Source organism: Mucilaginibacter flavus (assembly GCF_030409315.1).
Classification (GTDB): Bacteria; Bacteroidota; Bacteroidia; order Sphingobacteriales; family Sphingobacteriaceae; genus Mucilaginibacter; species Mucilaginibacter flavus.
The window spans coordinates 98232-122720 of the sequence record NZ_JAUFPS010000014.1 but is presented as its reverse complement, the minus strand read 5'-3'; the positions used below and the strand labels follow the sequence as shown (position 1 = coordinate 122720).

At 42.0% G+C, this 24489-nt stretch carries 25 protein-coding genes; 22 read left to right on the top strand and 3 right to left on the bottom strand.

What is annotated here, in order from left to right; translation table 11 throughout:
* Window positions 1–150 precede the first annotated feature (150 nt).
* A complete protein-coding gene (locus tag QWZ17_RS05110) occupies window positions 151–2622 on the top strand; it encodes a TonB-dependent receptor domain-containing protein (protein ID WP_290303920.1) in 2472 nt (823 codons plus the stop codon).
* 108 nt (window positions 2623–2730) lie between these two features.
* Here QWZ17_RS05110 and QWZ17_RS05105 read toward each other — a convergent pair whose 3' ends face one another.
* Complete coding sequence (locus tag QWZ17_RS05105) at window positions 2731–3030, bottom strand: type II toxin-antitoxin system RelE/ParE family toxin (protein WP_290303918.1); 300 nt, start codon at window positions 3028–3030, stop codon at window positions 2731–2733.
* 12 nt (window positions 3031–3042) lie between these two features.
* A complete protein-coding gene (locus QWZ17_RS05100; protein WP_290303917.1) occupies window positions 3043–3276 on the bottom strand; it encodes an addiction module protein in 234 nt (77 codons plus the stop codon).
* Window positions 3277–3443: 167 nt separating this feature from the next.
* Between QWZ17_RS05100 and QWZ17_RS05095 the strand changes: the two genes are divergently transcribed.
* A complete protein-coding gene (locus tag QWZ17_RS05095; protein ID WP_290303916.1) occupies window positions 3444–6617 on the top strand; it encodes an ATP-dependent helicase in 3174 nt (1057 codons plus the stop codon).
* 123 nt (window positions 6618–6740) lie between these two features.
* On the opposite strand, the gene metK is transcribed toward QWZ17_RS05095, so the two are convergent.
* Window positions 6741–7991: a methionine adenosyltransferase gene (gene metK, locus QWZ17_RS05090; protein WP_290303915.1), complete on the bottom strand. Its 1251-nt coding sequence runs from the start codon at window positions 7989–7991 to the stop codon at window positions 6741–6743.
* Window positions 7992–8212: 221 nt separating this feature from the next.
* Here metK and QWZ17_RS05085 point away from each other — a divergent pair, with 221 nt between their 5' ends.
* The 20 genes from QWZ17_RS05085 (at window position 8213) to nuoK (ending at window position 24452) form a co-directional block, all read left to right on the top strand.
* Window positions 8213–9094 (top strand): diacylglycerol/lipid kinase family protein, encoded by an 882-nt coding sequence (locus QWZ17_RS05085; protein ID WP_290303914.1) that lies wholly within the window; start codon window positions 8213–8215, stop codon window positions 9092–9094.
* 11 nt (window positions 9095–9105) lie between these two features.
* Window positions 9106–9441: a translation initiation factor gene (locus tag QWZ17_RS05080; protein WP_290303913.1), complete on the top strand. Its 336-nt coding sequence runs from the start codon at window positions 9106–9108 to the stop codon at window positions 9439–9441.
* A gap of 411 nt (window positions 9442–9852) precedes the next feature.
* The gene (locus tag QWZ17_RS05075) at window positions 9853–10692 is read left to right on the top strand and encodes a MotA/TolQ/ExbB proton channel family protein (RefSeq protein ID WP_290303912.1); all 840 of its coding nucleotides are present in this window, start codon (window positions 9853–9855) and stop codon (window positions 10690–10692) included.
* 87 nt (window positions 10693–10779) lie between these two features.
* A complete protein-coding gene (locus QWZ17_RS05070; protein WP_290303911.1) occupies window positions 10780–11406 on the top strand; it encodes an ExbD/TolR family protein in 627 nt (208 codons plus the stop codon).
* 6 nt (window positions 11407–11412) lie between these two features.
* Window positions 11413–11961 carry an ExbD/TolR family protein gene (locus QWZ17_RS05065; protein ID WP_290303910.1) on the top strand — a complete coding sequence of 183 codons (549 nt, stop codon included), beginning with the start codon at window positions 11413–11415 and terminating at the stop codon, window positions 11959–11961.
* Window positions 11962–11996: 35 nt separating this feature from the next.
* A complete protein-coding gene (locus QWZ17_RS05060; protein WP_290303909.1) occupies window positions 11997–12827 on the top strand; it encodes an energy transducer TonB in 831 nt (276 codons plus the stop codon).
* 4 nt (window positions 12828–12831) lie between these two features.
* The gene (locus QWZ17_RS05055) at window positions 12832–13080 is read left to right on the top strand and encodes a hypothetical protein (protein WP_290303908.1); all 249 of its coding nucleotides are present in this window, start codon (window positions 12832–12834) and stop codon (window positions 13078–13080) included.
* Window positions 13073–13990: a PstS family phosphate ABC transporter substrate-binding protein gene (locus QWZ17_RS05050; protein ID WP_290303907.1), complete on the top strand. Its 918-nt coding sequence runs from the start codon at window positions 13073–13075 to the stop codon at window positions 13988–13990. The genes QWZ17_RS05055 and QWZ17_RS05050 overlap by 8 nt, the downstream gene beginning before the upstream one ends.
* A 9-nt stretch (window positions 13991–13999) precedes the next feature.
* On the top strand, window positions 14000–15694 hold the full coding sequence (locus QWZ17_RS05045) for a tetratricopeptide repeat protein (protein WP_290303906.1): 1695 nt from the start codon (window positions 14000–14002) through the stop codon (window positions 15692–15694).
* Window positions 15695–15915: 221 nt separating this feature from the next.
* Window positions 15916–16284 carry an NADH-quinone oxidoreductase subunit A gene (locus QWZ17_RS05040; protein ID WP_290303905.1) on the top strand — a complete coding sequence of 123 codons (369 nt, stop codon included), beginning with the start codon at window positions 15916–15918 and terminating at the stop codon, window positions 16282–16284.
* 119 nt (window positions 16285–16403) lie between these two features.
* Window positions 16404–16946, top strand: a complete 543-nt coding sequence (locus tag QWZ17_RS05035) for an NADH-quinone oxidoreductase subunit B (protein WP_290303904.1) — start codon at window positions 16404–16406, stop codon at window positions 16944–16946.
* Window positions 16946–17449 carry an NADH-quinone oxidoreductase subunit C gene (locus tag QWZ17_RS05030; protein WP_290303903.1) on the top strand — a complete coding sequence of 168 codons (504 nt, stop codon included), beginning with the start codon at window positions 16946–16948 and terminating at the stop codon, window positions 17447–17449. The genes QWZ17_RS05035 and QWZ17_RS05030 overlap by 1 nt, the downstream gene beginning before the upstream one ends.
* Window positions 17450–17566: 117 nt before the next feature.
* Window positions 17567–18778 (top strand): NADH-quinone oxidoreductase subunit D, encoded by a 1212-nt coding sequence (locus tag QWZ17_RS05025; protein WP_290303902.1) that lies wholly within the window; start codon window positions 17567–17569, stop codon window positions 18776–18778.
* The gene (locus tag QWZ17_RS05020; protein WP_290303901.1) at window positions 18771–19292 is read left to right on the top strand and encodes an NADH-quinone oxidoreductase subunit NuoE family protein; all 522 of its coding nucleotides are present in this window, start codon (window positions 18771–18773) and stop codon (window positions 19290–19292) included. Before QWZ17_RS05025 ends, QWZ17_RS05020 begins: the two co-directional genes overlap by 8 nt.
* A 174-nt stretch (window positions 19293–19466) precedes the next feature.
* A complete protein-coding gene (gene nuoF, locus QWZ17_RS05015; protein ID WP_290303900.1) occupies window positions 19467–20825 on the top strand; it encodes an NADH-quinone oxidoreductase subunit NuoF in 1359 nt (452 codons plus the stop codon).
* A 205-nt stretch (window positions 20826–21030) separates the two neighbouring features.
* The gene (locus tag QWZ17_RS05010; RefSeq protein WP_435404575.1) at window positions 21031–22020 is read left to right on the top strand and encodes an NADH-quinone oxidoreductase subunit G; all 990 of its coding nucleotides are present in this window, start codon (window positions 21031–21033) and stop codon (window positions 22018–22020) included.
* Window positions 22020–23060 carry an NADH-quinone oxidoreductase subunit NuoH gene (gene nuoH / locus QWZ17_RS05005; protein WP_290303897.1) on the top strand — a complete coding sequence of 347 codons (1041 nt, stop codon included), beginning with the start codon at window positions 22020–22022 and terminating at the stop codon, window positions 23058–23060. The genes QWZ17_RS05010 and nuoH overlap by 1 nt, the downstream gene beginning before the upstream one ends.
* 4 nt (window positions 23061–23064) lie before the next feature.
* Window positions 23065–23562: a NuoI/complex I 23 kDa subunit family protein gene (locus QWZ17_RS05000; protein ID WP_290303896.1), complete on the top strand. Its 498-nt coding sequence runs from the start codon at window positions 23065–23067 to the stop codon at window positions 23560–23562.
* A gap of 60 nt (window positions 23563–23622) precedes the next feature.
* Window positions 23623–24123 carry an NADH-quinone oxidoreductase subunit J family protein gene (locus tag QWZ17_RS04995; protein WP_290303895.1) on the top strand — a complete coding sequence of 167 codons (501 nt, stop codon included), beginning with the start codon at window positions 23623–23625 and terminating at the stop codon, window positions 24121–24123.
* Complete coding sequence (gene nuoK / locus QWZ17_RS04990) at window positions 24123–24452, top strand: NADH-quinone oxidoreductase subunit NuoK (RefSeq protein ID WP_290303894.1); 330 nt, start codon at window positions 24123–24125, stop codon at window positions 24450–24452. The genes QWZ17_RS04995 and nuoK overlap by 1 nt, the downstream gene beginning before the upstream one ends.
* Window positions 24453–24489: the final 37 nt, after the last annotated feature.

The window sequence follows — 24489 nt, the reverse complement described above, 5'->3', positions numbered from 1 at the left end:
TTATAGACGAATAGGCAAATTGTGCCGATGAAGCATGGGTGATAGCACTTAACCAGAGTTCCGTCCGGGTGATTTGGCTTATCGTCGATTATTTTGTTGTGCCGGTCTATTGCGTTTTAGTAACCGGTGGGGGTGTTCTTTATTTGCAGCATGAAACTAAAATTTTACCTCCTGATATTATTCCTGCTGCCAGTTACAATGGTAAAAGCCGCCAATATACATACCGATGCCAGTTCGGGCATTTCGGGTACTGTTATTGATTCCCTGAGCCAGAAACCGGTAGACTACGCCACCGTAACCGTGCTTGACCAGGCCGGTAAAATAGTGAACGGCACTGTAACCGCTACCGATGGTAAATTTACTATCGATAAACTACCCGCCGGAACTTATAGTCTGCGCATTAATTTTTTAGGCTATGCCAATAAAACCATCAGCAATATTAAAATAGATGGCGGCACTTTAAAGCTGGGGCGCATACTACTTGCCCCTAACGCTAAGCTACTTAACGAAGTGCAGGTTACCGCCAAAAAGGCCGTAATTGAAGAAAAGATAGACCGCACTGTATACAATGCCGAAAATGACCTTACCGCCCGCGGCGGCGATGCCACCGATGTGATGAAACGCGTACCCATGGTATCTGTTGATTTGGATGGCAACGTAAGCGTGCGCGGTAGTTCAAATATCAAAGTATTGATTAACGGCCGCCCGTCATCCATGGCATCGGCAAGTATTTCTGATGCATTGAAACAAATCCCTGCCGATCTGATCAAAAGCGTAGAGGTAATTACTTCACCCTCGGCCAAGTATGATGCCGAGGGCAGCGGAGGTATCATCAACATTATTCTGAAGCAAAACACCTTAAAGGGTATGACACTTAACCTCAATTCAAGTGCCGGCACAAGGGGCGCGGGTTTGGGGCTTAACGGTAATTACAAAACCGGTAAACTCAATTTTTCATTAGGCGGATTTGGTCGCGGTGGATATAACATTCCCGGCGAGTTTAATAACGACCAAACCGTAACCGATTTAAGTACCGGTGATGCATCGCGTACCACGCAATCGGCAAATACCCATAATAAATATTTGTTTGCCAGGTATAATGCAGGTGTGGATTATGATATTAATGAACATAATTCGCTTAGTCTGGGTGTGGTATTTGGTGCCAACGCCCGTCCAACTACACAAGATGATTTTTTAACTACCAACTACCTTAATGATGTTTTCACCAACTCATCATTGCAAAAAAATAAAATCACCGCCAACTCCACATCGGTAGATGCTACCTTAACCTATACCCTTACCGGTAAAAAACCCGAACAGGAGTTTAGCTTTTTAACAGAATACAGCCAGAATAACCGCCATAACGATTTTGAAAATATTTTTCTTGATCAAACTAACGGGGCCACTACCGGTGGTTTAAAAAATAATAACACCAGCATTAATAAGGAATTTACCCTTGAGGCCGATTACCAGACACCCCTGGTTAAAAACACCCTACTTGAGTTTGGAGCCAAAGATATTGTACGTACCGTAAGCAGCGATTATACTTACTTATCGGCAGCCGATGGCACGCTTAATTACCAGCCTTTGGCATCATCAAGTCTGTCAAACTCATTTAACTACAAACAAAATGTTGCGGCGGGGTATGTATCATTTACATTTAACCCGATTAAAAATTACACCATTAAAGCAGGTACCCGCTACGAGTACACCACTATCAATGCCGATTTCCAAACCGGGTCATCCGTAAACATTCCTGATTATGGCGTTTTGGTACCCAGCCTTAACATTAGCAAAAAGTTTGATAATGGCGATATGATTAAATTAGGCTATAACCGCCGTATTCAACGCCCCTCTATTGAGTTTTTGAACCCGAATATCCAGGCATCAAATCCGCTTAACATCAGCAGTGGTAACCCTGCTTTGCAGCCCGAGTTTACCAACAACTTTGAGCTGGCTTACAGTACCAACATTAAAGCCAACCATTTTAATATATCGGCTTTTATGCGTAACACCAATGATGCTATCCAAACTATCCGCACCAGCAGCGGCGATACTATCAAAACAAATTACCAAAACCTGGGCAAGCAAAACGCGTACGGTATGAGTTTATCGGCCAATCTTTCGCCTATCAGCAAGTTAACCTTAAACGCGGGTATTGATATGTATTATTTAGACCTCGATAACCAGGACCCTGATCCGCTTTTCCACGCCACTAACCATGGCTGGGTGGCCAACTACCGTTTGTTTGGCGGTTACGATCTTTCAGATAAATATGCAATCCAGGGGTTCGCTTTCCGTCGTTCGCGCCAGATACAGCTGCAGGGTTACCAGGGTAGTTTTGGTATATATAACTTAAGCCTTAACCGCAAGTTTGCCAACAAAAAAGGCAGTATAGGTATTGGTGCCGAAAACTTTTTTACCAATGGTTTAAAGATCCCAACGGTGGTAAACTCTGCCAACATCAACCAAAACTCCATGAACGTAATGCATAACCGCAGCTTCGAGATCACGTTTAGCTACAAGTTTGGCGGCCTGTCGGTTGAGAAACCAAAAAAGCCTAAAAAGACCATCAATAATGATGACTTGAAGGAAGGCAGCAGTAATAATAACAATAATTAAAAGCCAGGATGGCTATTCTAAAATAGGAAACTCCCTTTGGCCGCTCATATTGCTACCGAAGGGAGTTTTTTTGTTTTACTTATTGAGAGACCGTAAGTAAAAGGTATCTTATTTTCTAAATTTCCTGTCGGGATTTCTGCTTGTGTGAAATATCGCCATTACATTAATTTGCTTTAACTTTTCATCTATTGTATAAACTATCAGGAATGGAAATTTCTCTATTACCGCCTGATGATATTGATTGTAGTCGGCTTTGTAGTGATACGGGTATCTGGTAATCTGATTTAGTTTTCTTTGAATAGCATTTGCAAAAGTCGCACCAAGTCCTTGTTGTTGTTCTTCGTACCATGCAAATGCATTTGAAAACTCCTTCGAAGCCTCCTGGCGAATTTTCAGATCATAACTCATGAAGATAAGCGACTATTTTACCACAGCTTGTTTTGCCATAGCTAAGGTTTCTTCCCAAGTATAGGATTGGCCAACTCCATTTTGATGATCGTGATATCTTCTGTCTAACTCATCTCTTTGTACTTTAGTGAGTTCATAGCCATCAGAAATCTCATCTTGTAGTAAGGTATATATCGCTTTAAGCTTGTTGCCTTCTGCAGTTTCAATATAATCATGCAGTTGTTTTCGTATTTGAGATGTGCGCATATAATTGGCCCTTTTCACAAATTTAATAAAATTCAGGTATTGCGAATACGAAATCTTAAGATTTAAATAATCCACTCCATCAAATACAGTTCGCGGGAGTTTTAATTATCGTATCAGCAGATTTTACCAACGGCAATATTTCAGTGCTTTTCGTAATTTTACTATCTATGCAAAATTCCGCGTTTAATAAATACAACGAAAAATTTCAGGCAGCTTTGGCGGGATTAAACCCCGAGCAACTGGCTGCTGTAAATACAATGGATGGCCCGGTGTTGGTGGTGGCCGGTCCGGGTACGGGTAAAACCCAGATCCTGGCTGCCCGGATAGGTAAAATATTAACCGATACCGATGCCCTGCCCAACGAAATCCTGTGCTTAACTTATACCGATGCCGGCGCGGTGGCCATGCGCAAGCGCCTTTTTGAATTTATTGGTCCGGATGCTTACCGCATTAACATATATACTTTCCATGCCTTTTGTAATGATATCATCCAGGAAAACCTGGAGTATTTTGGCAAGTTGAATTTGGAGGCCTTGTCCGATCTGGAATCGGCTATGCTGTTCCGCGAGCTGGTTGATGAGTTTGATAATGATCATTTGCTCAAGCGCTTTACCGGCGATGTGTATTATGATACCAAACGCCTTAAAGACCTGTTCAGCACCATGAAACGCGAAAACTGGAACATGGAGATGATTGAACAGGCCGTGCAGGCATATCTTGATGATATCCCCAACCGCGAGGAGTTTACCTACAAACGAGCCAACTCTAAAACCGGTATTAAAGTAGGCGACCCAAAACAAAAAGACATTGATGCTGCGCACGACCTGATGAAAAAGCTGCTGGCTGCCGTACACGAATACCAGAACTACGATGTAAAAATGAAAGCCCGTGGCCGCTATGATTATGACGACATGATCATTTGGGTGTTGCGCGCATTTAGGGATAACGAAGAAATTTTACGCAAGTACCAGGAGCGGTACCAGTATATTTTGGTAGATGAGTTTCAGGATACCAGCGGATCGCAAAACGAACTGTTACGCTTTTTGCTAAACTACTGGGAGGTACCCAACGTTTTTGTAGTAGGCGATGATGACCAGTCGATCTTTAAATTTCAGGGTGCCAACATGAAAAACATCCTCGATTTTGCCAATGATTATGTGAGCACGTTGCACACCGTGGTGCTAAAGCACAACTACCGTTCAAACCAGCATATTCTCGATATCTCCAAAGCGCTCATCAATAATAACTTTGAACGTTTAACTACGCAGCTAAAGCTTGATAAAGATTTGCGCGCATCGCACCCGCGCTTCGCTCAAATGCCTGTTGAGCCGGTGATCCGCGAATATGAAAATCCGGAACAGGAGCTGGTTGATGTATCGGCGCAAATTAAAAACCTGGTTGATAATGGTACCGAGCCGGGCGAAATAGCGGTAATTTACCGTAACCACAGCCAGGTTGAAGAAATGATCCAATACCTGGAGGTGCAAAAGATAGCCATAAATACCAAGCGTAAAATTGATATCCTTACACAGCCTTTTGGTGAAAAGATCATCAACATATTGCGTTACCTTGAAATGGAGCTCGATTCGCCTTACAGCGGCGATGAGTTGTTGTTTGAGATATTACATTACGATTTCTTCAACATTGCGCCTATCGAGATAGCGAAGGCCAGCATAGCGGTATCGCAGGAGAACTTTTCGGCTAATAGTCGCGATAAAGGCAAAATCTCCATCCGCAGGTATATTCACGAACTAAAGGTGCCTACCCAACCCGACCTTTTCGCGCAGGATAAGTACACCGAAATGAAATACCTCATTTATAATTTAGATGAGCTGTTAAAATCGGCGGTGAATGTTACGGTGCAATATTTTTTTCAGGATGTTATCGCCAAAACGGGCATCCTCAAATACATTATGCAGCAAACTGATAAAGGTGGCTACATGCAGATGCTCACCAGTTTCTTCGACTTTTTGAAGGACGAAAGTCGCAAAAACCCGGATATCAAATTATCGGACCTAATTGCCACTATTGATCTGATGAAAAAGAACGGCATCCGGCTCGACCTTAATAAAATTATCTACAGCGATAACGGCGTTAACTTTTTAACTGCTCACGGCTCAAAAGGCCTTGAATTTGAACATGTATTTTTCATTGGCTGTGATAAACGTACCTGGGATAGCAAAGGCCGCAACAATGGCTTTAGTTTGCCCGATACCTTAACCCAGGCATCATCTGATGATATTGCCCAAAAAGAAGAAGCCCGCCGCCTGTTTTATGTGGCCGTTACCCGTGCCAAGCAAAACCTCATGATATCTTACGCAGGTAAGGATAAAAAGGGGAAAGACAATGAAGCCACGCAATTCATCGGTGAGATATTGGCCAGCACCGCTACCGAGCTGCAATATCCAAAAATTATGCCCGATGCCATGATTGGCTTTATAGCTACCCAGTTTAGCGAAACCGAAAAGCCAAAGGTAGAGCTGTTAGATACCAACTACATCAGTCAGCTGCTGCAAAACTATACGCTATCGGTAACGCATTTAAATAATTACCTGGATTGCCCGCTGCGTTTTTATTTTCAGTGTTTAATCAGGGTGCCATCGGGCAAAAGTCCTTCGGCCACCTTTGGTCAGGCCGTACACTGGGCTTTGAATAAAACTTATCGTTTGCTCAAAGAAAATGATAACGAATTTTTATCGACCGAGCAATTCATGAACGAGTTTAAATGGTACATGGCCCGCAACCGTGACTCGTTTACTAAGGATGAATACAAACGCCGCTTAGCCTACGGCGAAAAGATATTGCCCCCATACTATGAGCAAAACGTAAACGGCTGGAATAAAGTAGCCGTAACTGAAAAGGCCATTAAAAACATCGAGGTAAACGGCGTACCCATAAAAGGAAACCTTGACAAAATGGAGTTCGACGGCAAGCAGGTTACCGTAGTTGACTACAAAACCGGTAAAGTAAAAAACGCCAAAGACAAACTGCAAAGCCCAACGTTTGATGCTCCGCAAGGCGGCGATTACTGGCGCCAGGGTGTGTTTTACAAAATATTGGTAGACCGTGACCGTACCAACGATTGGGAGGTAATTGATACCGTTTTTGATTTTGTTGAACCGGTAAACGACGGCGAGTATTACAAGCAAAAATATGTGATTAGTCCGGCAGATATTGAACTGGTAACGGAACAGATCACCGAAACTTATGCCAAAATAATGGCCCATGATTTTAATACTGGCTGCGGCAAAAAAGAATGCCAATGGTGCCATTTTGTAAAAAGCAATTTTAAACAAGCTGAAGGTGTATTGGAGGAAGCGAGCGAGGAAGAAGAGGAATAAGATTTTAGTAGAGACGCATAGTTACGTCTCTGTGCAGAACATCTGAGCACTACACAAAAAAAGCGACCGGCCCTAAAACCGATCGCTTTTTATCTTTATTCCTTATTCTAAAAGTCCTTGCTCTTATAAACCGAAGGCTGTTTTTACTTTATCTACGTAGTCTAATTTTTCCCAGGTAAACAGTTCAACTTCGCGTTTTAGTTCGCTGCCATCGTGGGCAATGAATGTTTTGGTTACGGTTTCGCTTGGTTTACCAAAGTGGCCGTAAGCAGCGGTTTCGCTATAAATAGGGTTGCGCAATTTAAAACGGGTTTCAATAGCGTATGGAGTCATGTTAAACACCTCTTCCACTTTGGCTGCAATAGCGCCATCATGCAGGTCAATTTTGGCAGTGCCATAGGTGTTTACGTAAATACCCATAGGTTGTGCAACACCAATTGCGTATGATACCTGTACCAATACTTCGGTACAAACGCCGGCAGCTACCAGGTTTTTAGCGATGTGACGGGTTGCATATGCGGCAGAGCGATCAACTTTTGAAGGATCTTTACCAGAAAACGCGCCACCACCGTGTGCCCCTTTGCCACCATAAGTATCCACAATAATTTTACGACCGGTTAAGCCAGTATCGCCATGCGGACCGCCAATAACAAATTTGCCGGTTGGATTAATGTGATATTTGATTTGATCGTTAAAGAAGTGCGCGTATTTTGGATATTTAGCTTTAACGCGAGGGATAAGTATGCTGATGATATCGGCGCTTATTTTAGCAAGCATTGCAGCTTCTTCATCAAAATCATCGTGTTGGGTTGATATTACAATGGCATCAATACGTTGTGGGGTATTGTCGTCATCATACTCTAAAGTAACTTGTGATTTTGCATCCGGGCGCAGGTATTTGATCTCGGTGTTTTCGCGACGGATAGCGGCAAGCTCTATTAATAAAGCATGGGCGATATCCAGGGCCAATGGCATATAGTTTTCCGTTTCGGCAGTAGCGTAGCCAAACATCATACCCTGGTCGCCGGCGCCTTGTTCTTCTGGTGCTTTACGCTCAACGCCCTGGTTAATATCCGGCGATTGCTCGTGGATGGCCGATAGCACGCCGCATGAACTGCCATCAAACATATACTCGCCTTTGGTGTAACCAATTTTGTTGATTACCTCGCGGGCAATTTTTTGAACATCTAAATAGGCCTTTGATTTTACTTCGCCCGCCAAAATTACCTGCCCGGTAGTTACCAGGGTTTCGCAGGCAACTTTTGAATTAGGGTCGAATGCTAAAAAATGATCAATCAGCGCGTCTGAGATCTGGTCGGCAACTTTATCCGGGTGACCTTCCGATACGGATTCGGAAGTAAATAAATATGGCATATAAATTTTTTATACAATTAACGTAAAACAATAAAGAGGAGATTTAAAGATGGAACTTAGTAAAAAGAAGCATTGGTTTTAGCACTTTTTTACGTGGTTGCAATCCGGTACCGGCGGTTGCCGGGTAGTTAAATCATTCCACTTTCGGGTGGCAAAAATAAAACAAATTTCACAAAGCCGAAAATACATTTACTTTTGATACTTTAAATAATACCAGATAGTTGAAACGTAGAGCACTATTTATAATAAACCCTATATCGGGCGGGAAGAAGAAGGACGGTGTGCCGGATTTGATTGATCAGAACCTTGATAAAAAAGTATTTGATTATGATGTGATATTTACCGACGGGGTTTCGCACGCTAAGCAAATAGCTGCTGAAGCGGCCGGTAAATATGATGAGGTAGTAGCGGTAGGGGGCGATGGTACGGTTAATGAAATAGCATCGGCTATAGTTGGCAGCAGTACAGCATTGGGCGTGGTTCCGTTTGGATCGGGCAATGGTTTAGCCCGGTTTTTAAGTATCCCGATGAATACTGCCGATTCAATTAAGGCATTGAGCGCTTATAAAGTAGAATCTATCGATTCTGGCCAGATGAATGGGCAGCCATTTTTTAATATGGCAGGTATGGGTTTTGACGCGCACATAGCCGAAGTGTTTTCGCACGGCAAAAAGCGGGGGTTTTTAACCTATATCAAATCAACCATGCAGGAAATAGCCAGTTATAAACCGCAGCGTTACCGCATTGAAATTGACGGAAAGATGTATGAGCGCGAAGCTTTTATAGTTAGTATAGCCAATTCATCACAATGGGGTAATGATGTGCATATATCGCCCAACGCATCTGTGCAGGATGGTTTATTAGATGTATGTATCATCCGTAAATTTCCCGTATGGCGTCTGCCCGAGATTGGCACAAGGCTGATGCTTAAAACCATTGAAGGTTCAAAATATATTGAGATCATCAGGGGTAAGCAAATAAAGGTGTTCCGTGAAACAGAAGGGCCAATTCACCTGGATGGCGAACCGCAAATAATGCAGGCCAATTTAAATATCAATATAATACCTGGTTCATTAAAAATAATTGTAGGTCCCGGCTATTAAAACATACTATTATGGCTAAAAAGAATTTTACAGGCGTAGTTTATTCAACCGATCCGGATTTTGCATACCAGGAAAACGGGAACGATGCCGCTGAAACATTACCGCCGCAACAGCAAAACTTAAAAATATACCTGGATAGGAAAGGTGGCAGCAAGCTGGTAACCCGGGTTACCGGCTTTATTGGTACCGATGCCGATTTGGAAACCATAGGCAAAAAGTTAAAAACAAAATGTGGGGTAGGTGGTTCGGTAAAAGACGGCGAAATATTGATCCAGGGCGATTTTAGGGATAAAATATTAACCTTGCTGCAAACCGATGGTTTTAAGGCAAAAAAGGCAGGCGGTTAATTTTATAGGCTAATTGCCGGGCAAACTGCCATTTAAGCCAATACTAAGCGTAAATTATACACCAAAACATATAAACCGGGCCAATTTTGTTTGGCGTTACAGGCATAATAAATATAAAGCTAAAAGTTATTGTAACAGAATAGTCGCATAAATTTTATTAGTATTGCTTGATAATGTTAAAAAAAATGGTTTTCATTGCAAATAATTGTTGTGGTAACACACAATAAATTAACATTGTTGCGTTATCTATATCCAATTGCAAACAAAATGTAATTTGGTATTAAAAAATTGTAAAGAATAATATAAATGATTTTTTTATTTAAAGAAAATTCTATTTTTGTTATTCGCAAAACATGCACATTTAACTAACTTATAATATAAACAAAAACTAAAAACTAAAAATTAAAAGTAATGGCAAACGCTCCAACAAAACCAACTACTCCTGTTAAAAAAGAAAGCTCAAGTGCATCTGGCATGTTTGCTTCTTTAACTATTCCAATTTGTATTATAGTAGCAATCTGCATATTTATTTTCATCCTGGGCGATCCAAGCCACTTTAAAGGCGGCGATACTTCTGCTAACGGTACGCCTGCAGATATCTTCGGTACTGTACACAAAGGTGGTGTTATCGTGCCAATGATCATGTCTTTCCTGTTAATGGTTATCGTGTTCTCTATCGAGCGTTTCGTAGTTATCGGTAAAGCATCAGGTACAGGAAGCGTTGATTCTTTCGTTAGAAAAGTACAGGCTTCTTTAAACGCTGGCAACATCAACGCAGCATCAGCTGAGTGCGATAAACAAAAAGGTTCTGTAGCAGCAGTTATCAAATCGGCGTTGAAAAAATATGCTGAAATGGAAGCTGAACCAAACCTTGACGTTGACCAAAAAACATTAGCTATCCAAAAAGACATCGAAGAAGCTACAGCTTTAGAAATGCCTATGTTAGAGCAAAACTTAACCATCATCGCTACATTAGTATCTATCGGTACATTAACCGGTTTGTTAGGTACGGTAATCGGTATGATTGGTGCATTCTCTACGTTAGCTGCCGCAGGTGCTCCAAACCCTTCTGAGCTTTCGTCACACATCTCTGAAGCTTTGATCAACACAGCTTTAGGTATCAGTACTTCAGCTATCTCAATTATCATGTACAACGTATTTACATCAAAAATTGATAAACTGACTTACGCTATTGACGAAACCGGTTTCAGCATTGTTCAAACATTTGCGTCATCACACAAAAACAAATAAAAATATATTAGTGCTTCTGCCTTAAGCACAATTGTAAAGGCAGAGATTTTAATTCATTACACTATATATTTTTAAAAGATTTTTAATATGGCAAGGATAAAAGTTCCAAGAAAGAGTACAGCAATTGACATGACCGCCATGTGCGATGTGGCATTCCTGTTGTTAACTTTCTTTATATTAACTGCAAAACCAAGAACCGATGATCCGGTTCCAATCGATGTGCCAAGGTCTTCTATTCAAATACCTGTTCCTGATGAAAATTTTGCTACAGTAACTGTAGGCAGCAATAAAGCTTTCTTCGGTATTGAAGGAACGGATCTTCGTAAAGCTACCTTAGAGCAAGTTGGGGCTATTTACAAACAGACATTTACACCAGAAGAGCTGAAAAAGTTTTCAAGTGTAGAATCATTTGGAGTACCGATTGCCAACATGCATCAGTTCCTTGCGCTATCATCAGAGCAAAAGAAAACCTTCGCTCAGCCTGGTATCCCAAGAGACTCTGTAACTAATGAGCTTTTTAACTGGATACGTGAAGCCCGTAAAGCTACCGCTGCATTGCACAACGTACAAATGCGTGTAGCTATAAAAGGCGATAGCAAGGAAGACTACCCTGTTATAAAGGATGTTATTGGGATTTTGCAAAAGCAAAAACTTAATAAGTTTAGTTTAATAACCTCAGTTAGTGGCGGTGGACCTGCCCCTAAATCAAAATAAGGAATCATGGCAGAATTAGACACCTCCGGGGGAGGCAAACATAAAGGCGGTAAGGTACGCAGTAAAAAGCAATCAACCCGTATAGATTTAACCGCGATGGTGGATCTGGCTTTCTTATTAATTACTTTCTTTATCATGACCACCACATTGGCCAAGCCTAAAGCGATGGACCTTGCAATGCCTGATAAGGATGAGAAAACCAAAGATCAGTTGCCTATTGCCGCTTCACGTTCATTAACCCTGTTGTTAGGTAGTGATGATAAATTGGAGTGGTATCTTGGCGAACCAGGCAAATCGGCACCAGAAGTTATCAACTACGGCAAAGATGGCTTGCGCAAATTACTTGTTGAAAAAAGTAAAGAAGTGCAGGACAAAACCGGTAAAACTATTTTTGTTGTAATAAAACCAAGTGACAAGTCAAAATACAAAAACGTGGTTAGCGTATTGGATGAAATGAACATCACCAATATACAGATGTACGGTATTGTTGATATCACAGCACCAGAAATTGAACTGTTGAAGAGAGAAAATCTGTACAACGATACCAAGAAATAATAAATAACGTTAACTAACATTAAAGCCTGACAAAAATGTTTGGATCAAAATTAGACATATTAGATCAGAAATGGATCGACGTTGTTTTTAATAGCAGGAATAAAGCATACGGTGCTTATGAACTGAGAAAGGATAATTCAAAAAACACTAACAGGGCACTTGTAATTGCCATTATAGTGTTTGTGTTTATCATTTCTTTGCCTACTATAATTAACAAACTGAAAGGGTTGGTTCCAAAAGCTGATGAAAAAGTAAAGATAACAGACGTTGTTCTGTTACCGCCGCCACCGGTGGATCAAACCAAAAAACCACCTCCGCCGCCACCAGAACCACCAAAACCAAAAGTGGACCAGGTGCGTTTCCCGCCTCCGGTTGTAAAACCAGATAACGAGGTTAAGGAGAAAGATCCACCAACCGTTAAGGAACTTGCTGTAGCAGATCCGGGACAAAAAGATCAAAAAGGTGATCCTAACCAGGAAATCAGAATTGATGAGCCGGTAGGTAACTCAGATATTAAACAAGTAGTTGAGGAAGATCCTAATAAGATCTTTGCATCAGTTGAAAACTTACCGGAGTTTCCGGGGGGTGTTGAGGCTTTTGGAAGATACTTAGGTAAAACTATCCGTTACCCTGCTGTTGACCGTGAAAACGGTACCCAAGGTCGTGTAATCCTTACCTTCGTTGTGGAACGTGATGGTTCATTAACTGATATTAAGGTTTCAAGAAGCCTTAGCCAGGGTACTGATGCCGAAGCGATCCGCGCTTTGAAATCTTCACCAAAATGGAAGCCAGGTATCCAAAACGGCCGTCCGGTACGCGTACAATATAGCGTACCAGTAAGCTTTACCTTAGCTGGAGACAATTAAGATAATGTCAACAAATTTTAGAAATAAGCAAAAATCGCCCAAAAGGCGGTTTTTGCTTATTATAGGAGCTACCGTATTCATTTGCTTTGTAGCTTTTGGATTAATGATCATGTTTTGGGATAAGCTTCAATTATCCTTACAGCCATATCAACGTATTCTTTTTGGGGCCTTTATTATCGTTTACGCGGGTTTAAGGTTTTCAAGATTGTTCAAAAAAGATCAGTACGACAAGGAAGATGAAGACGATGAATAAGTTAAAATACGCGTTTCTGGCATTGGGTGTAATAGCTACTTTACAAGCTTGTGATCAAAAACCTGTAAAGGATCTTGGCACAGATGATTTTACATCTGGTAAAGTGAAATTTGCTGTTGATGATTCGTTTGCACCAATAGTAGGGCAGGAGATGTATATTTTTAAAAGCAGATATCCTAAAGCCGATCCCGAAGTATCATACCTTACAGAAAACCATGCTGTGAATTTACTGTTGAACGATAGCGTGAGGGTAGCCATACTATCGCGAGATTTGGATACAGCCGAAATTAATGTGATTAAAAGGCGTTCATTAGATGTTAAGGTATTACGCTTTGCTATTGACGCGGTAACACTTATTGTAAATAAGAGTTCAAAGGATACCCTTACCTCTGTTGGGGAGTTAAAAAAGATGCTTAACGGAGTGGGTGATCCTAATAAAACTATAGTTTTTGATAACCCCAATTCAAGTTTGGTAAGATATTTGAAAGAGTTATCGGGTAATAAGGAATTTAAGCAAAAAAATATTTACGCGCTTAAATCTAACAAAGAGGTACTAAAGTATGTGAGCGAACATCCCGGGGCCTTGGGTATTACAGGTTACAGCTGGCTGGTAGATCCGGATAAAGATTATGCCTCCTACGTAGATAATATTAAAATTGTAGGCGTTAAGGATGAAGCTAATAAAAAGTATCCCGACCAGTATTTTAAACCTTCGCAGGAAACACTTGTCTTAAAACAGTACCCTTTAAGCAGGGGATTATATATTGTTGACTGTTCAAGTAAATCGGGCTTAGCAATGGGATTTGCCAATTTTATAGCTGGTGATGTAGGGCAGCGAATCATATTAAGATCGGGTTTATTGCCTGATAATATGCCACCAAGAGAAATTAACGTAAGAAGTAAATTATAACTAAATAAGATGAAAATAATCAGTAAAATAGCTACGGCATCATTAGGACTGGTATTTATAGGTTCATCAGTTTTTGCGCAGAGTCTTGCCGACGCCAAAAAAGCTATTGACGCCGAACAATATCAAAAAGCCAAATCGATGCTCAAAAACCTTACAGTGACTCAGAGCACTAAGGACGAGAATTTCTTTTACCTGGGCTGGGTATACATTAAACAGGATTACGCCGATTCGGCTAAAACTGCTTTTGATAAAGGTATTGCTGTAAATCCAAAATCGGGCTTAAATTATGCAGGTTTAGGAGCGGTTGCCCGTTTAAACAAAGATAAAGCTGGCGCTACAACCAACTTTAACCAGGCGGTTGCCCTTGCAGGCAAAAGCGGCGATCCATACACTTATGTTGGTAAGGCCTACCTGTTACCGGTAACTACCGATGGCAAAGTATCTGTTGATGATGCAAGCGCGGCCATTGCTGTTTTGCAAAAAGGTAAAGTTGTAGCTCCTAAAGATGTTGAGCTTTTGATTACTTTAGGTGACGCCTTTGCTTCACAAATTAAAAGTAACGAAGCTTACCAGGCTTACTCAGATGCTTCAACCATCGATCCTAAAAACCCAGCGGCTAAGGTAGCCACCGGCGTTTTATGGAAATATGCCAATAACTTTGAGGATTCTGAAAAACAATTCCAGGACGCTTTAGCTATCGACCCTAACTACGGTCCGGCTTACCGCGAATGGGCAGAAACCGACAACCGTTGGGCAACTGCCGATCCTAAAATGGCATCTGTAAAAATCAAGCAAGCCGTTGAAGAGTATAAAAAATACCTGAGCTTAACAGATCTTTCGCCAGAGTCGCAAATGCGTTATGCCGACTTCCTGATCAGTGCAGGTCAATACCAGGAACTGCAAACTGTTGCCGCTGATCTTGCAAAAACATCCAATTCAAACTTAAGGGCATATCGCTATTTAGCTTATGCGGCTTATGAGAATAAAGATTACCCTGCTGCATCAACCGCGATGAATACCTGGATAACCAAAGCAGATCCTAAAAGGATATTGCCACGTGATTACTTATACCTGGGTAGAATCCAGATGAAATCAAACCAGGATTCTGTAGGTATCAATACTTTAAGAAAAGCGCTTGCAATGGATTCAACCCAAACTGATGTTTACGGCGAGATCGCTAAATCGCTGTTTGGTCAAAAGAAATATATCCAGGCTGGTGATGCTTACAAATTGGTAACTCAAAAAAGTGGTCGTAACGTTAAATTGTTAGATTACTTTTACGAAGGTGTTAGCTACTACTACGGTTATGACGAGAAAAAACCAGGTGCCGATTCAGTAATTGCACGTGCAGATTCTGCTTTCTCATATGTAACTCAAAAAAGCCCTTCAACTGCCGATGGTTACATTTATCGCGCAAGGGTTAACGAATTGAAAGATAAAGACCGTAACAACATTGTAGGTTACGCTAAACCTTTTTATGAAAAATATATCGAGGTAGCCAATGCTAAAGGCTCACCGGATGATAAAACTAAAAAGAACCTTGCTGAATCTTATGTTTACCTGGGTACCTTCGCCGAGTTTAAAGAGAAGGATTTAGCCAAAGCAACAGATTTTTACACCAAAGCAAAAGACAACGATCCAACCAATAAACAGGTTATCGCTTTCTTTGCCCGCAAAGGCGGTGGTGCTGCTAAAGGCAAATAGTCTTTTTTAGAATCAAGAATCAAGAGTCAAGACTGGAGAAATGCGTTTCTCTGAGTCTTGGCTCTTTTTTTGTTTTAAATATGGCTTCCGGTAGTCCTTTTCGTAAAAGGATATTGAATGCAATCAATATAAAGCTGCTCAACTAAAAGAAGTTTTATCTTGATTCTTGCCTCTTGATTCTTGACTCTAAATTCTTGATTCTTTCTACTATATTTGCATCCATGGAACAGAGTTTACCCATCAATTATTTGCCCATCATTTTTCAAATGCTGGTTGCAATAGGGTTTGTAGTTACTACTATGTTTGTAACACACAAAATAGGCCCTAAACGTAAAACAAAAGATAAACTAACGCCTTTTGAATCGGGCATCGAGGTTGTTGGTAACGCCCGTACTCCCATCTCTATCAAGTACTTCCTGGTTGCTATTTTGTTTGTGCTTTTTGATGTGGAGGTTATATTCATGTACCCGTGGGCTGTAAATTTCAAAGCAATGGGCGAACAAGGAATGGTAGAAATGTTCATCTTTATGGCTACCCTTTTATTAGGTTTTATCTACGTTATTAAAAAAGGCGCGTTAGACTGGGATTAAGTTTAGATTCATTCTAAATATATCCTTGGCTGCGCATAGTGTACCTTTTACATCGTTATTTAACTAAATTTGCGCTCGTTACCTGTCATCAAAGGCATGTTTTCTATTAACATTATTCAATGAGTGATATTCAAATAGTAAATGCCCCTTTAGGGGTTGAAGGTTCCGGCTTTTTTGCTACCTCACTTGATAAAGCGGTTGGACTTGCCCGCGCTAACTCATTATGGCCCTTGCCTTTCGCCACTTCATGCTGCGGCATCGAATTTATGGCAACAATGGCCTCTCACTATGATCTTTCCCGTTTTGGTGCCGAGCGTTTGAGCTTTTCGCCACGCCAGGCCGATTTGCTGATGGTTATGGGTACTATCGCCAAAAAAATGGCACCTGTACTTCGTCAGGTATACCTGCAAATGGCCGAGCCCCGTTGGGTTATGGCTGTAGGCGCATGCGCGTCAAGCGGTGGTATATTTGATACCTATTCTGTTTTGCAAGGCATTGATGAAGTTATCCCGGTGGATGTTTATGTTCCTGGTTGTCCTCCGCGCCCGGAAGCTATCATTGATGGCTTTATGAACATCCAGGAGTTGGTGAAAACCGAAACCCTGCGCAGAAGAAACGAGCCTAAATACCAGGAATTATTAGCTAAATACGGAATCCAATAATGGCCACTATCCCTAACGAAGAGCTTTTAAAAAGAATCGACGAGAAATTTGGCGAGCAGGTTACTCTTGTTGGCGAACCTTACGGTTTGCTTACGGTAGAAACGAGCCGCGAGCAGATCATCGACCTGTTAACTTTTTTGAAAACTGACGGCGCTCTTCGCTTTATATTTTTAACAGATATTACCGGCATACACTACCCTGAGCAGGAAAAGCAAATTGGTATTGTCTACCACTTGCACAGCTTAACAACCAATACCCGCATCCGCATTAAAGTATTTTTGGTTGATGGTGATGTACACATCCCAACAGCTACTGTACTTTGGGAAGGAGCTAACTGGATGGAACGTGAAACTTACGACTTTTTTGGTGTGATCTTCGATGGTCACCCGGATTTGCGCCGTATTTTAAACGTTGATGATATGACAGCTTTCCCGATGCGTAAGGAATTTCCGCTGGAAGACCCTAACCGCGTTGATAAGAAAGATTACTTTTTCGGAAGATAACATATATATAGAATCAAGATATAAGAATCAAGAGTCAAGAAATAAATAAAACGAAATACAACTGTAACTATCTCTTGATTCCCGGTTCTCGACTCTAATAAATAATAATTTATACTGATGCAAAACCATCCTGTATATACAGATAACGATCCGCAAAGCGAGCTTTCGACCTTAAACCTCGGCCCAACCCACCCTGCAACCCATGGTGTGTTTCAAAACGTGCTGCAGCTGGATGGCGAAAGAATTGTAAGCGGCGTATCAACCATAGGGTACATTCACCGCGCGTTTGAAAAAATTGCCGAGCACCGCCCTTTTTACCAGATCACCCCACTTACAGATAGGTTAAACTATTGCTCATCGCCAATCAATAACATGGGCTGGCACATGACGGTAGAAAAGCTTTTGGGCATCACCACGCCAAAACGTGTGGATTACCTGCGTGTAATTGTGATGGAACTTGCCCGTATTGCCGATCATATTGTATGTAACGGTGTATTAGGCGTAGATACTGGCGCTTTTACGGGCTTCCTGTACATGATGGAGTTCCGTGAGGCCATCTACGAAATTTATGAAGAGGTTTGCGGTAGCCGTTTAACAACCAATATTGGCCGTATAGGAGGTTTTGAGCGTAACTTCAATACCATCGCTTTTGCCAAACTGCGTAAGTTTTTGGTTGATTTCCCTAAAACATTAAAAGAGTTTGAATCGCTGTTTAATCGTAACCGCATTTTTGTTGACAGAACAAAAGATGTGGCTGCTGTTACTGCCGAGGATGCTTTAGCTTATAGCTGGACAGGCCCTTTATTGCGCGCCGCCGGTGTTGATTATGATGTAAGGGCTATGAACCCATACTCATCATACGAAGATTTTGAATTTGAGGTGCCGGTTGGGACCAATGGCGATGTTTACAGCCGCTTTTTGGTACGTAACGAAGAAATGTGGCAAAGCCTGCGCCTGATTGAACAGGCCCTGGCAAAATTGGAAAAAGAGCCATCGGATATTTTCCACGCCGATGTGCCTGAGTTTTACCTGCCTCCAAAAGAAGAAGTTTATAATAACATGGAAGCTTTAATCTATCACTTTAAAATTGTGATGGGCGAAATTCCAACCCCTAACACCGAGGTTTATCATTCGGTTGAAGGTGCCAATGGCGAATTGGGTTTTTACCTGGTGAATGATGGCGGGCGCAGCCCTTACCGTTTGCATTTCCGCAGACCAAGCTTTATCAATTACCAGATGTATGCGCCAATGAGCCGCGGTATGTTGTTATCAGACGCGATTATTAATATGAGTAGTTTAAACGTTATAGCCGGAGAGTTAGATGCTTAGAGTTGAAGATGCTCAGGTTTCGGTAGAGTTTAGCCCGGAACTGCTGAATAAAATGGCCGACGCTGTTACCCGCTATCCAGAGGGTAAACAAAAATCGGCGTTGTTGCCTATCCTGCATTATGTACAGGCCGAGTTTGGCTGGGTTAGCCCTAACGCGATGGACCAGGTTGCCGCGTTTTTAAAAATACAACCGATAGAGGTTTATGAAGTAGCTACATTTTATACCATGTACCTGCTTAAACCAAGCGGTAAATATGTTTTAGAGGTTTGCCGTACCGGCCCTTGTGGCGTGGTTGGTGCCGATAAAATAATGGATCATATTGAAAAAACTTTAGGTGTAGCTGAAGGCGAAGTTACCACCGACGGCTTATTTAGCTGGAGAGGTGTTGAATGCCTTGCAGCCTGCGGTTTTGGCCCTGTTTTACAAATTGGCCCCGAGTATACTTTTTACGAAAACTTAACCGAAAGCTCAGTTGAAAAACTGATAGGCGATTTAAGGAAGAAGAAGGACTAAGGACGGAAGGACAAAGGATCAAGGACTGTTTCACCCCGTCATTGTGAGGTACTAAGCAATCCCCGATAATCAAAGGAACTTTGTTCCGGCTTTTTAGAGTTTAGGATTTAGAACTTAGGTTTTAGATAATTTAAAAAATAGAATTTTACCTTTTAGAGTTTAGAAATTAAACACATGGGTCGCAAATTACTTTTAGAACATATAAACGTACCCGGCATCAACACATTTGATGTTTACCGCTCAAAAGGTGGCTATGCTTCTGTTGAGAAAGCATTGAAAATGACACCCGAAGAGATTGTTGAAGAGGTTAAGAAATCGGGTTTACGTGGTCGTGGTGGTGCGGGTTTCCCAACCGGGATGAAGTGGAGCTTTTTGGCTAAGCCAGAAGGTGTGGCGCGCTACCTGGTTTGCAACGCCGATGAATCTGAACCCGGTACTTTTAAAGACCGTTATTTGATGACTTATATCCCTCACTTATTAATTGAGGGGATGATAGTAGCCAGTTTCGCGTTGGGTGCCAAAACATCATACATCTACGTACGTGGCGAAATGATGCCGCAGATCCGCATATTGGAAAGAGCCATCGCGGAAGCAAAAGCAAAAGGATTTTTAGGTAAAAATATATTAGGCACAGGTTACGACCTGGAGTTGTATGTACAACCAGGTGGTGGTGCTTACATCTGCGGTGAAGAAACCGCCTTGTTAGAGTCATTAGAGGGCAAACGTGGTAACCCGCGTATTAAACCGCCATTCCCGGCTATTGCCGGCTTGTATGGTTGCCCAACAGTGGTAAACAATGTTGAGTCAATTGCTGCTGTCGTACCTATCATTAACGAAGGTGGCGAAGAGTACGCGAAAATTGGTATCGGCAGAAGTACAGGTACTAAGCTGATCTCGGCTGGTGGTAACGTAAAGAAACCGGGTGTATATGAAATTGACCTGGGCTTACCGGTTGAAGAATTTTTATACTCAGACGAATATTGCGGTGGTATTGCCAATGGCAAACGCTTAAAAGCGGTTGTAGCCGGCGGTTCATCGGTGCCAATTTTACCTGCTAACCTGTTCATGAAAACCATCAACAACGAACCTCGCCTCATGAGCTATGAGTCATTAAGCGATGGCGGTTTTGTAAGCGGTACCATGATGGGATCTGGCGGTTTTATAGCGTATGATGAAGACCAGTGCATTGTGCGTAATACCTGGAACTTTACCCGTTTTTATCATCACGAAAGCTGCGGACAATGTTCGCCTTGCCGTGAAGGTACCGGATGGATGGAAAAAGTATTACACCGTTTAGAGCATGGACATGGCCGTATGAGCGACATGGACCTGTTGGTTGATGTATCTAAAAAAATTGAAGGAAATACCATTTGCCCGTTAGGTGACGCGGCAGCGTGGCCAGTTGCCAGCGCGATCCGCCACTTCAGAGATGAATTTGAATGGCACGTAACGCACGGAGCGGAAGCCACTGTTAGGAATTTCGGGTTAGCTCATTATGCCGATCCGTTGCCGAAACCAGAAGTTTTAGCATAATACTAAAACCCCGCGTCATTGCGAGGAACGAAGCAATCCCCAAAATAGCAGGGTTGCCCTGTAAAGTTTAGAGATTGCTTCGTTCCTCGCAATGACGGAATGAAATGAAGATCGTTGTATACAACGACAAGCTTCTAAACTTTAGGGTTTAGAAATTAGAATTTAGAATTTAGAGTTTATACAAGGACGTTATATATAAATGTCGATGAAAGTAACCATAGACGGAATACCCGTTGAAGTAGAACCAGGAACAAGCATACTTAATGCCGCGAGGCAGATAGGTGGCGATATTGTTCCGCCTGCTATGTGCTATTACTCCAAGCTGGAAGGCAGCGGTGGTAAATGCCGTACCTGTTTGGTTAAGGTAACCAAAGGATCTGAAAAAGACCCACGCCCTATGCCTAAACTGGTAGCATCTTGCCGTACCGGTGTAATGGATGGCATGGAAGTGCAAAATATTACATCGCCCGAAGTGCTTGAAGCACGTAAAGGTATTGTTGAAATGTTGCTGATCAACCACCCGCTGGATTGCCCGGTATGTGACCAGGCTGGTGAATGTCATTTACAGGATTTAGGCTTTGAGCACGGTGCTGCTAAAACCCGTTACGAATTTGATCGCCGTACATTCGAGAAAATCGACATTGGCGATAAAATTCAGCTGCACATGACGCGTTGCATCCTTTGCTATCGTTGTGTTTTCACTGCCGATCAGATCACCAACACCCGTTTACACGGTATCCTGAACAGGGGCGATCATTCAGAGATCTCAACTTACATTACCAAAGCTGTTGATAACGATTTTTCTGGTAACGTGATTGATGTTTGCCCTGTTGGTGCGTTAACCGATAAAACTTTCCGCTTTAAAAATCGTGTATGGTTTACCAAACCGGTTGACGCGCACCGTGATTGCGATAAATGCTGCGGTAAAACAACCTTATGGTACAAAGGTGAAGATGTGATCAGGGTAACCGGCCGTAAAGATGTTTATGGCGAGGTTGAAGAATTTATCTGCAACACCTGCCGTTTTGAAACAAAGAAAACTGCCGATTGGGTAATTGAAGGCCCACGCAAAATATCGCATAAATCGGTAATCAGCGCAAACCACTATGAGTTTACACCGCTGCCGGTTGTTAAAACAAACCCGGTACTTCTGGAAGCGAATAAAGAACAATTTGAAAGGGATACACGATTATAATGGGAACCGATTTAATATTTAGGATTGTACTGATCGTTATCATATTCCTGATCAGTTTGGTTGTGGCCATGTACTCAACCTATGCCGAGCGTAAAATTGCCGCGTTTTTCCAGGATAGGATAGGTCCTAACCGTGCCGGTCCATGGGGTATTTTACAGCCCCTGGCCGATGGTGGCAAAATGTTTTTAAAAGAAGAGATCATCCCTACCAACGCTACTCCGTTTTTATTCATCGTAGGTCCTTGTTTGGCTATACTAACGGCCTGTATAGGTTCGGCAGTTATTCCATGGGGACAAAAAATGGTAGTTGGCGGTCATACCATTGATTTACAGGTAACCGATATTAACGTAGGTGTATTATACATTTTTGGCGTTGTATCATTAGGTGTTTACGGTGTAATGATTGGCGGCTGGGCTTCAAACAATAAATACTCATTATTAGGTGCTATTCGCGCGGCATCGCAAAATATCAGCTATGAAATTTCGATGGGCTTATCCATCATCGCTTTGCTGATGTTAACCGGTACTTTAAGTTTAAAAGAAATTGCCGAGCAGCAGCATGGTGCTAATTGGAACGTGATCCGCCAGCCACTGGGCTTTATCCTATTCATCGTTTGCGCATTTGCTGAAACCAACCGTACGCCATTTGACTTGCCCGAGTGCGAAACCGAATTGGTGGGTGGTTATCATACCGAGTACTCTTCCATGAAATTAGGGTTTTACCTGTTTGCCGAGTATATCAACATGTTCATTTCATCGGCAGTAATGGCTACCCTGTATTGGGGTGGTTACAACTACCCGGGTATGGATTGGGTTACCGCGCATGTAGGCCCGGCAATCGGTCCGCTGATTGGTACGGTTGTATTATTCGCTAAAATATTCCTGTTCATCTTCTTCTTTATGTGGGTACGCTGGACAATCCCTCGTTTCCGTTACGATCAGTTGATGGACCTGGGCTGGAAAATATTGATCCCGTTGGCAATTGGCAACATTGTGCTTACCGGCGTGGTGAGTACAGCACTTAAACACTTTGGATTTTAATTAAATGGAATCATTAAGCAATAAGAAAAAAGTATTGGAAGTAAAGCCGCTCAATTTAATGGAGCGTGCTTACCTACCTGCCATTATTGGCGGTTTGGCGACTACCATGAAACACTTTTTCAAAAAACCGGTAACCATCAGTTATCCCGAAGAGAAGCGCGAATTTTCTGAAAACTTTCGTGGTATGCACTCGCTTAAACGCGATGAAAATGGTAAAGAGCGTTGCACGGCCTGTGGTTTATGCGCTTTATCATGCCCCGCAGAAGCCATTACCATGACTGCAGCTGAGCGTCAGAAAGGCGAAGAGCATTTATATCGCGAAGAAAAATATGCTGCTGTTTACGAGATAAACATGCTGCGTTGCATTTTTTGCGGATTGTGCGAAGAGGCCTGCCCTAAAGAAGCTATTTACCTTGACGGGGATATAGTACCTGCAGATTACTTACGTAAAGATTTTATTTACGGCAAAGACAAATTAGTAGAGGCTCCATTAAATCAATAAAGAAGTTTTATACCTTTGCCCAACTCTTTTAGCTGGGCAGGGTATTTTGTAAATATAAACATGAGTACATTTTACTTCATCGCATTTTTGTCCATATTCTTTTCGATATTGGTGATAACGGCCAAAAATCCGGTACATAGTATCCTTTATCTTATACTTACCTTTTTTACATTCACCATTCATTACATTTTACTGAATGCTCAGTTTTTGGCTATCGTAAACTTTATTGTTTACATGGGAGCCATTCTGGTGTTGTTCCTATACACGCTGATGCTCATCAACCTGAATAAGGATAGTGAGCCGGTTAAACCATTTATGGTGAAAGTAGCAGGTGTATTTGGCGGTGGTATCCTGGCGGTAGCGCTGGCATCATCATTAAAACTGGTTGCCCAGTCAAATCCGGTAGTGTTGCAAAACCCTGAACTGGGCCTGGTGAAAAACCTTGGTAAAGTATTGTTCAACGAATTTTTACTGCCTTTTGAAGTATCGTCTGTACTGTTGCTATCGGCAATGGTAGGCGCTGTTTTACTGGCTACAAAAGACCCTAAAACTGCTGCCTAATGGAAAGTTTAACAAATACCATACACGCGGTACCGCTTAATCACTACATTTTATTAAGTGCTATTATTTTTTCGATAGGCGTAATAGGCGTATTGATCCGTCGTAACGCTATCGTAATTTTTATGTCGGTCGAGCTGATGCTGAACGCTGTAAACTTGTTACTAACCGCATTCTCTGTTTACAGGGGCGATGCAACCGGGCAGGTTTTCGTATTCTTTATTATGGCCCTTGCCGCGGCCGAAGTAGCCATAGGGCTGGCCATCATTGTAATGATCTACCGTAATACCAATTCGATAGACATTAATGTGCTGAACAGGCTTAAATGGTAAGATGATTTCGGAGTTCGGAATTTCGATTTCGGATTTG

Coding starts and splice junctions, on each gene's coding strand:
- QWZ17_RS05105 (WP_290303918.1), bottom strand. CDS start 3,030: ATGAGTTATGATCTGAAAATTCGCCAGGAGGCTTCGAAGGAGTTTTCA.
- QWZ17_RS04995 (WP_290303895.1), top strand. CDS start 23,623: ATGAGTACATTTTACTTCATCGCATTTTTGTCCATATTCTTTTCGATA.
- QWZ17_RS05010 (WP_435404575.1), top strand. CDS start 21,031: ATGAAAGTAACCATAGACGGAATACCCGTTGAAGTAGAACCAGGAACA.
- QWZ17_RS05065 (WP_290303910.1), top strand. CDS start 11,413: ATGGCAGAATTAGACACCTCCGGGGGAGGCAAACATAAAGGCGGTAAG.
- QWZ17_RS05070 (WP_290303911.1), top strand. CDS start 10,780: ATGGCAAGGATAAAAGTTCCAAGAAAGAGTACAGCAATTGACATGACC.
- QWZ17_RS05060 (WP_290303909.1), top strand. CDS start 11,997: ATGTTTGGATCAAAATTAGACATATTAGATCAGAAATGGATCGACGTT.
- QWZ17_RS05075 (WP_290303912.1), top strand. CDS start 9,853: ATGGCAAACGCTCCAACAAAACCAACTACTCCTGTTAAAAAAGAAAGC.
- QWZ17_RS05025 (WP_290303902.1), top strand. CDS start 17,567: ATGCAAAACCATCCTGTATATACAGATAACGATCCGCAAAGCGAGCTT.
- QWZ17_RS05080 (WP_290303913.1), top strand. CDS start 9,106: ATGGCTAAAAAGAATTTTACAGGCGTAGTTTATTCAACCGATCCGGAT.
- nuoF (WP_290303900.1), top strand. CDS start 19,467: ATGGGTCGCAAATTACTTTTAGAACATATAAACGTACCCGGCATCAAC.
- QWZ17_RS05040 (WP_290303905.1), top strand. CDS start 15,916: ATGGAACAGAGTTTACCCATCAATTATTTGCCCATCATTTTTCAAATG.
- QWZ17_RS05100 (WP_290303917.1), bottom strand. CDS start 3,276: ATGCGCACATCTCAAATACGAAAACAACTGCATGATTATATTGAAACT.
- QWZ17_RS05000 (WP_290303896.1), top strand. CDS start 23,065: ATGGAATCATTAAGCAATAAGAAAAAAGTATTGGAAGTAAAGCCGCTC.
- QWZ17_RS05030 (WP_290303903.1), top strand. CDS start 16,946: ATGGCCACTATCCCTAACGAAGAGCTTTTAAAAAGAATCGACGAGAAA.
- QWZ17_RS05035 (WP_290303904.1), top strand. CDS start 16,404: ATGAGTGATATTCAAATAGTAAATGCCCCTTTAGGGGTTGAAGGTTCC.
- QWZ17_RS05050 (WP_290303907.1), top strand. CDS start 13,073: ATGAATAAGTTAAAATACGCGTTTCTGGCATTGGGTGTAATAGCTACT.
- QWZ17_RS05095 (WP_290303916.1), top strand. CDS start 3,444: ATGCAAAATTCCGCGTTTAATAAATACAACGAAAAATTTCAGGCAGCT.
- QWZ17_RS05055 (WP_290303908.1), top strand. CDS start 12,832: ATGTCAACAAATTTTAGAAATAAGCAAAAATCGCCCAAAAGGCGGTTT.
- nuoK (WP_290303894.1), top strand. CDS start 24,123: ATGGAAAGTTTAACAAATACCATACACGCGGTACCGCTTAATCACTAC.
- nuoH (WP_290303897.1), top strand. CDS start 22,020: ATGGGAACCGATTTAATATTTAGGATTGTACTGATCGTTATCATATTC.
- QWZ17_RS05020 (WP_290303901.1), top strand. CDS start 18,771: ATGCTTAGAGTTGAAGATGCTCAGGTTTCGGTAGAGTTTAGCCCGGAA.
- QWZ17_RS05110 (WP_290303920.1), top strand. CDS start 151: ATGAAACTAAAATTTTACCTCCTGATATTATTCCTGCTGCCAGTTACA.
- metK (WP_290303915.1), bottom strand. CDS start 7,991: ATGCCATATTTATTTACTTCCGAATCCGTATCGGAAGGTCACCCGGAT.
- QWZ17_RS05045 (WP_290303906.1), top strand. CDS start 14,000: ATGAAAATAATCAGTAAAATAGCTACGGCATCATTAGGACTGGTATTT.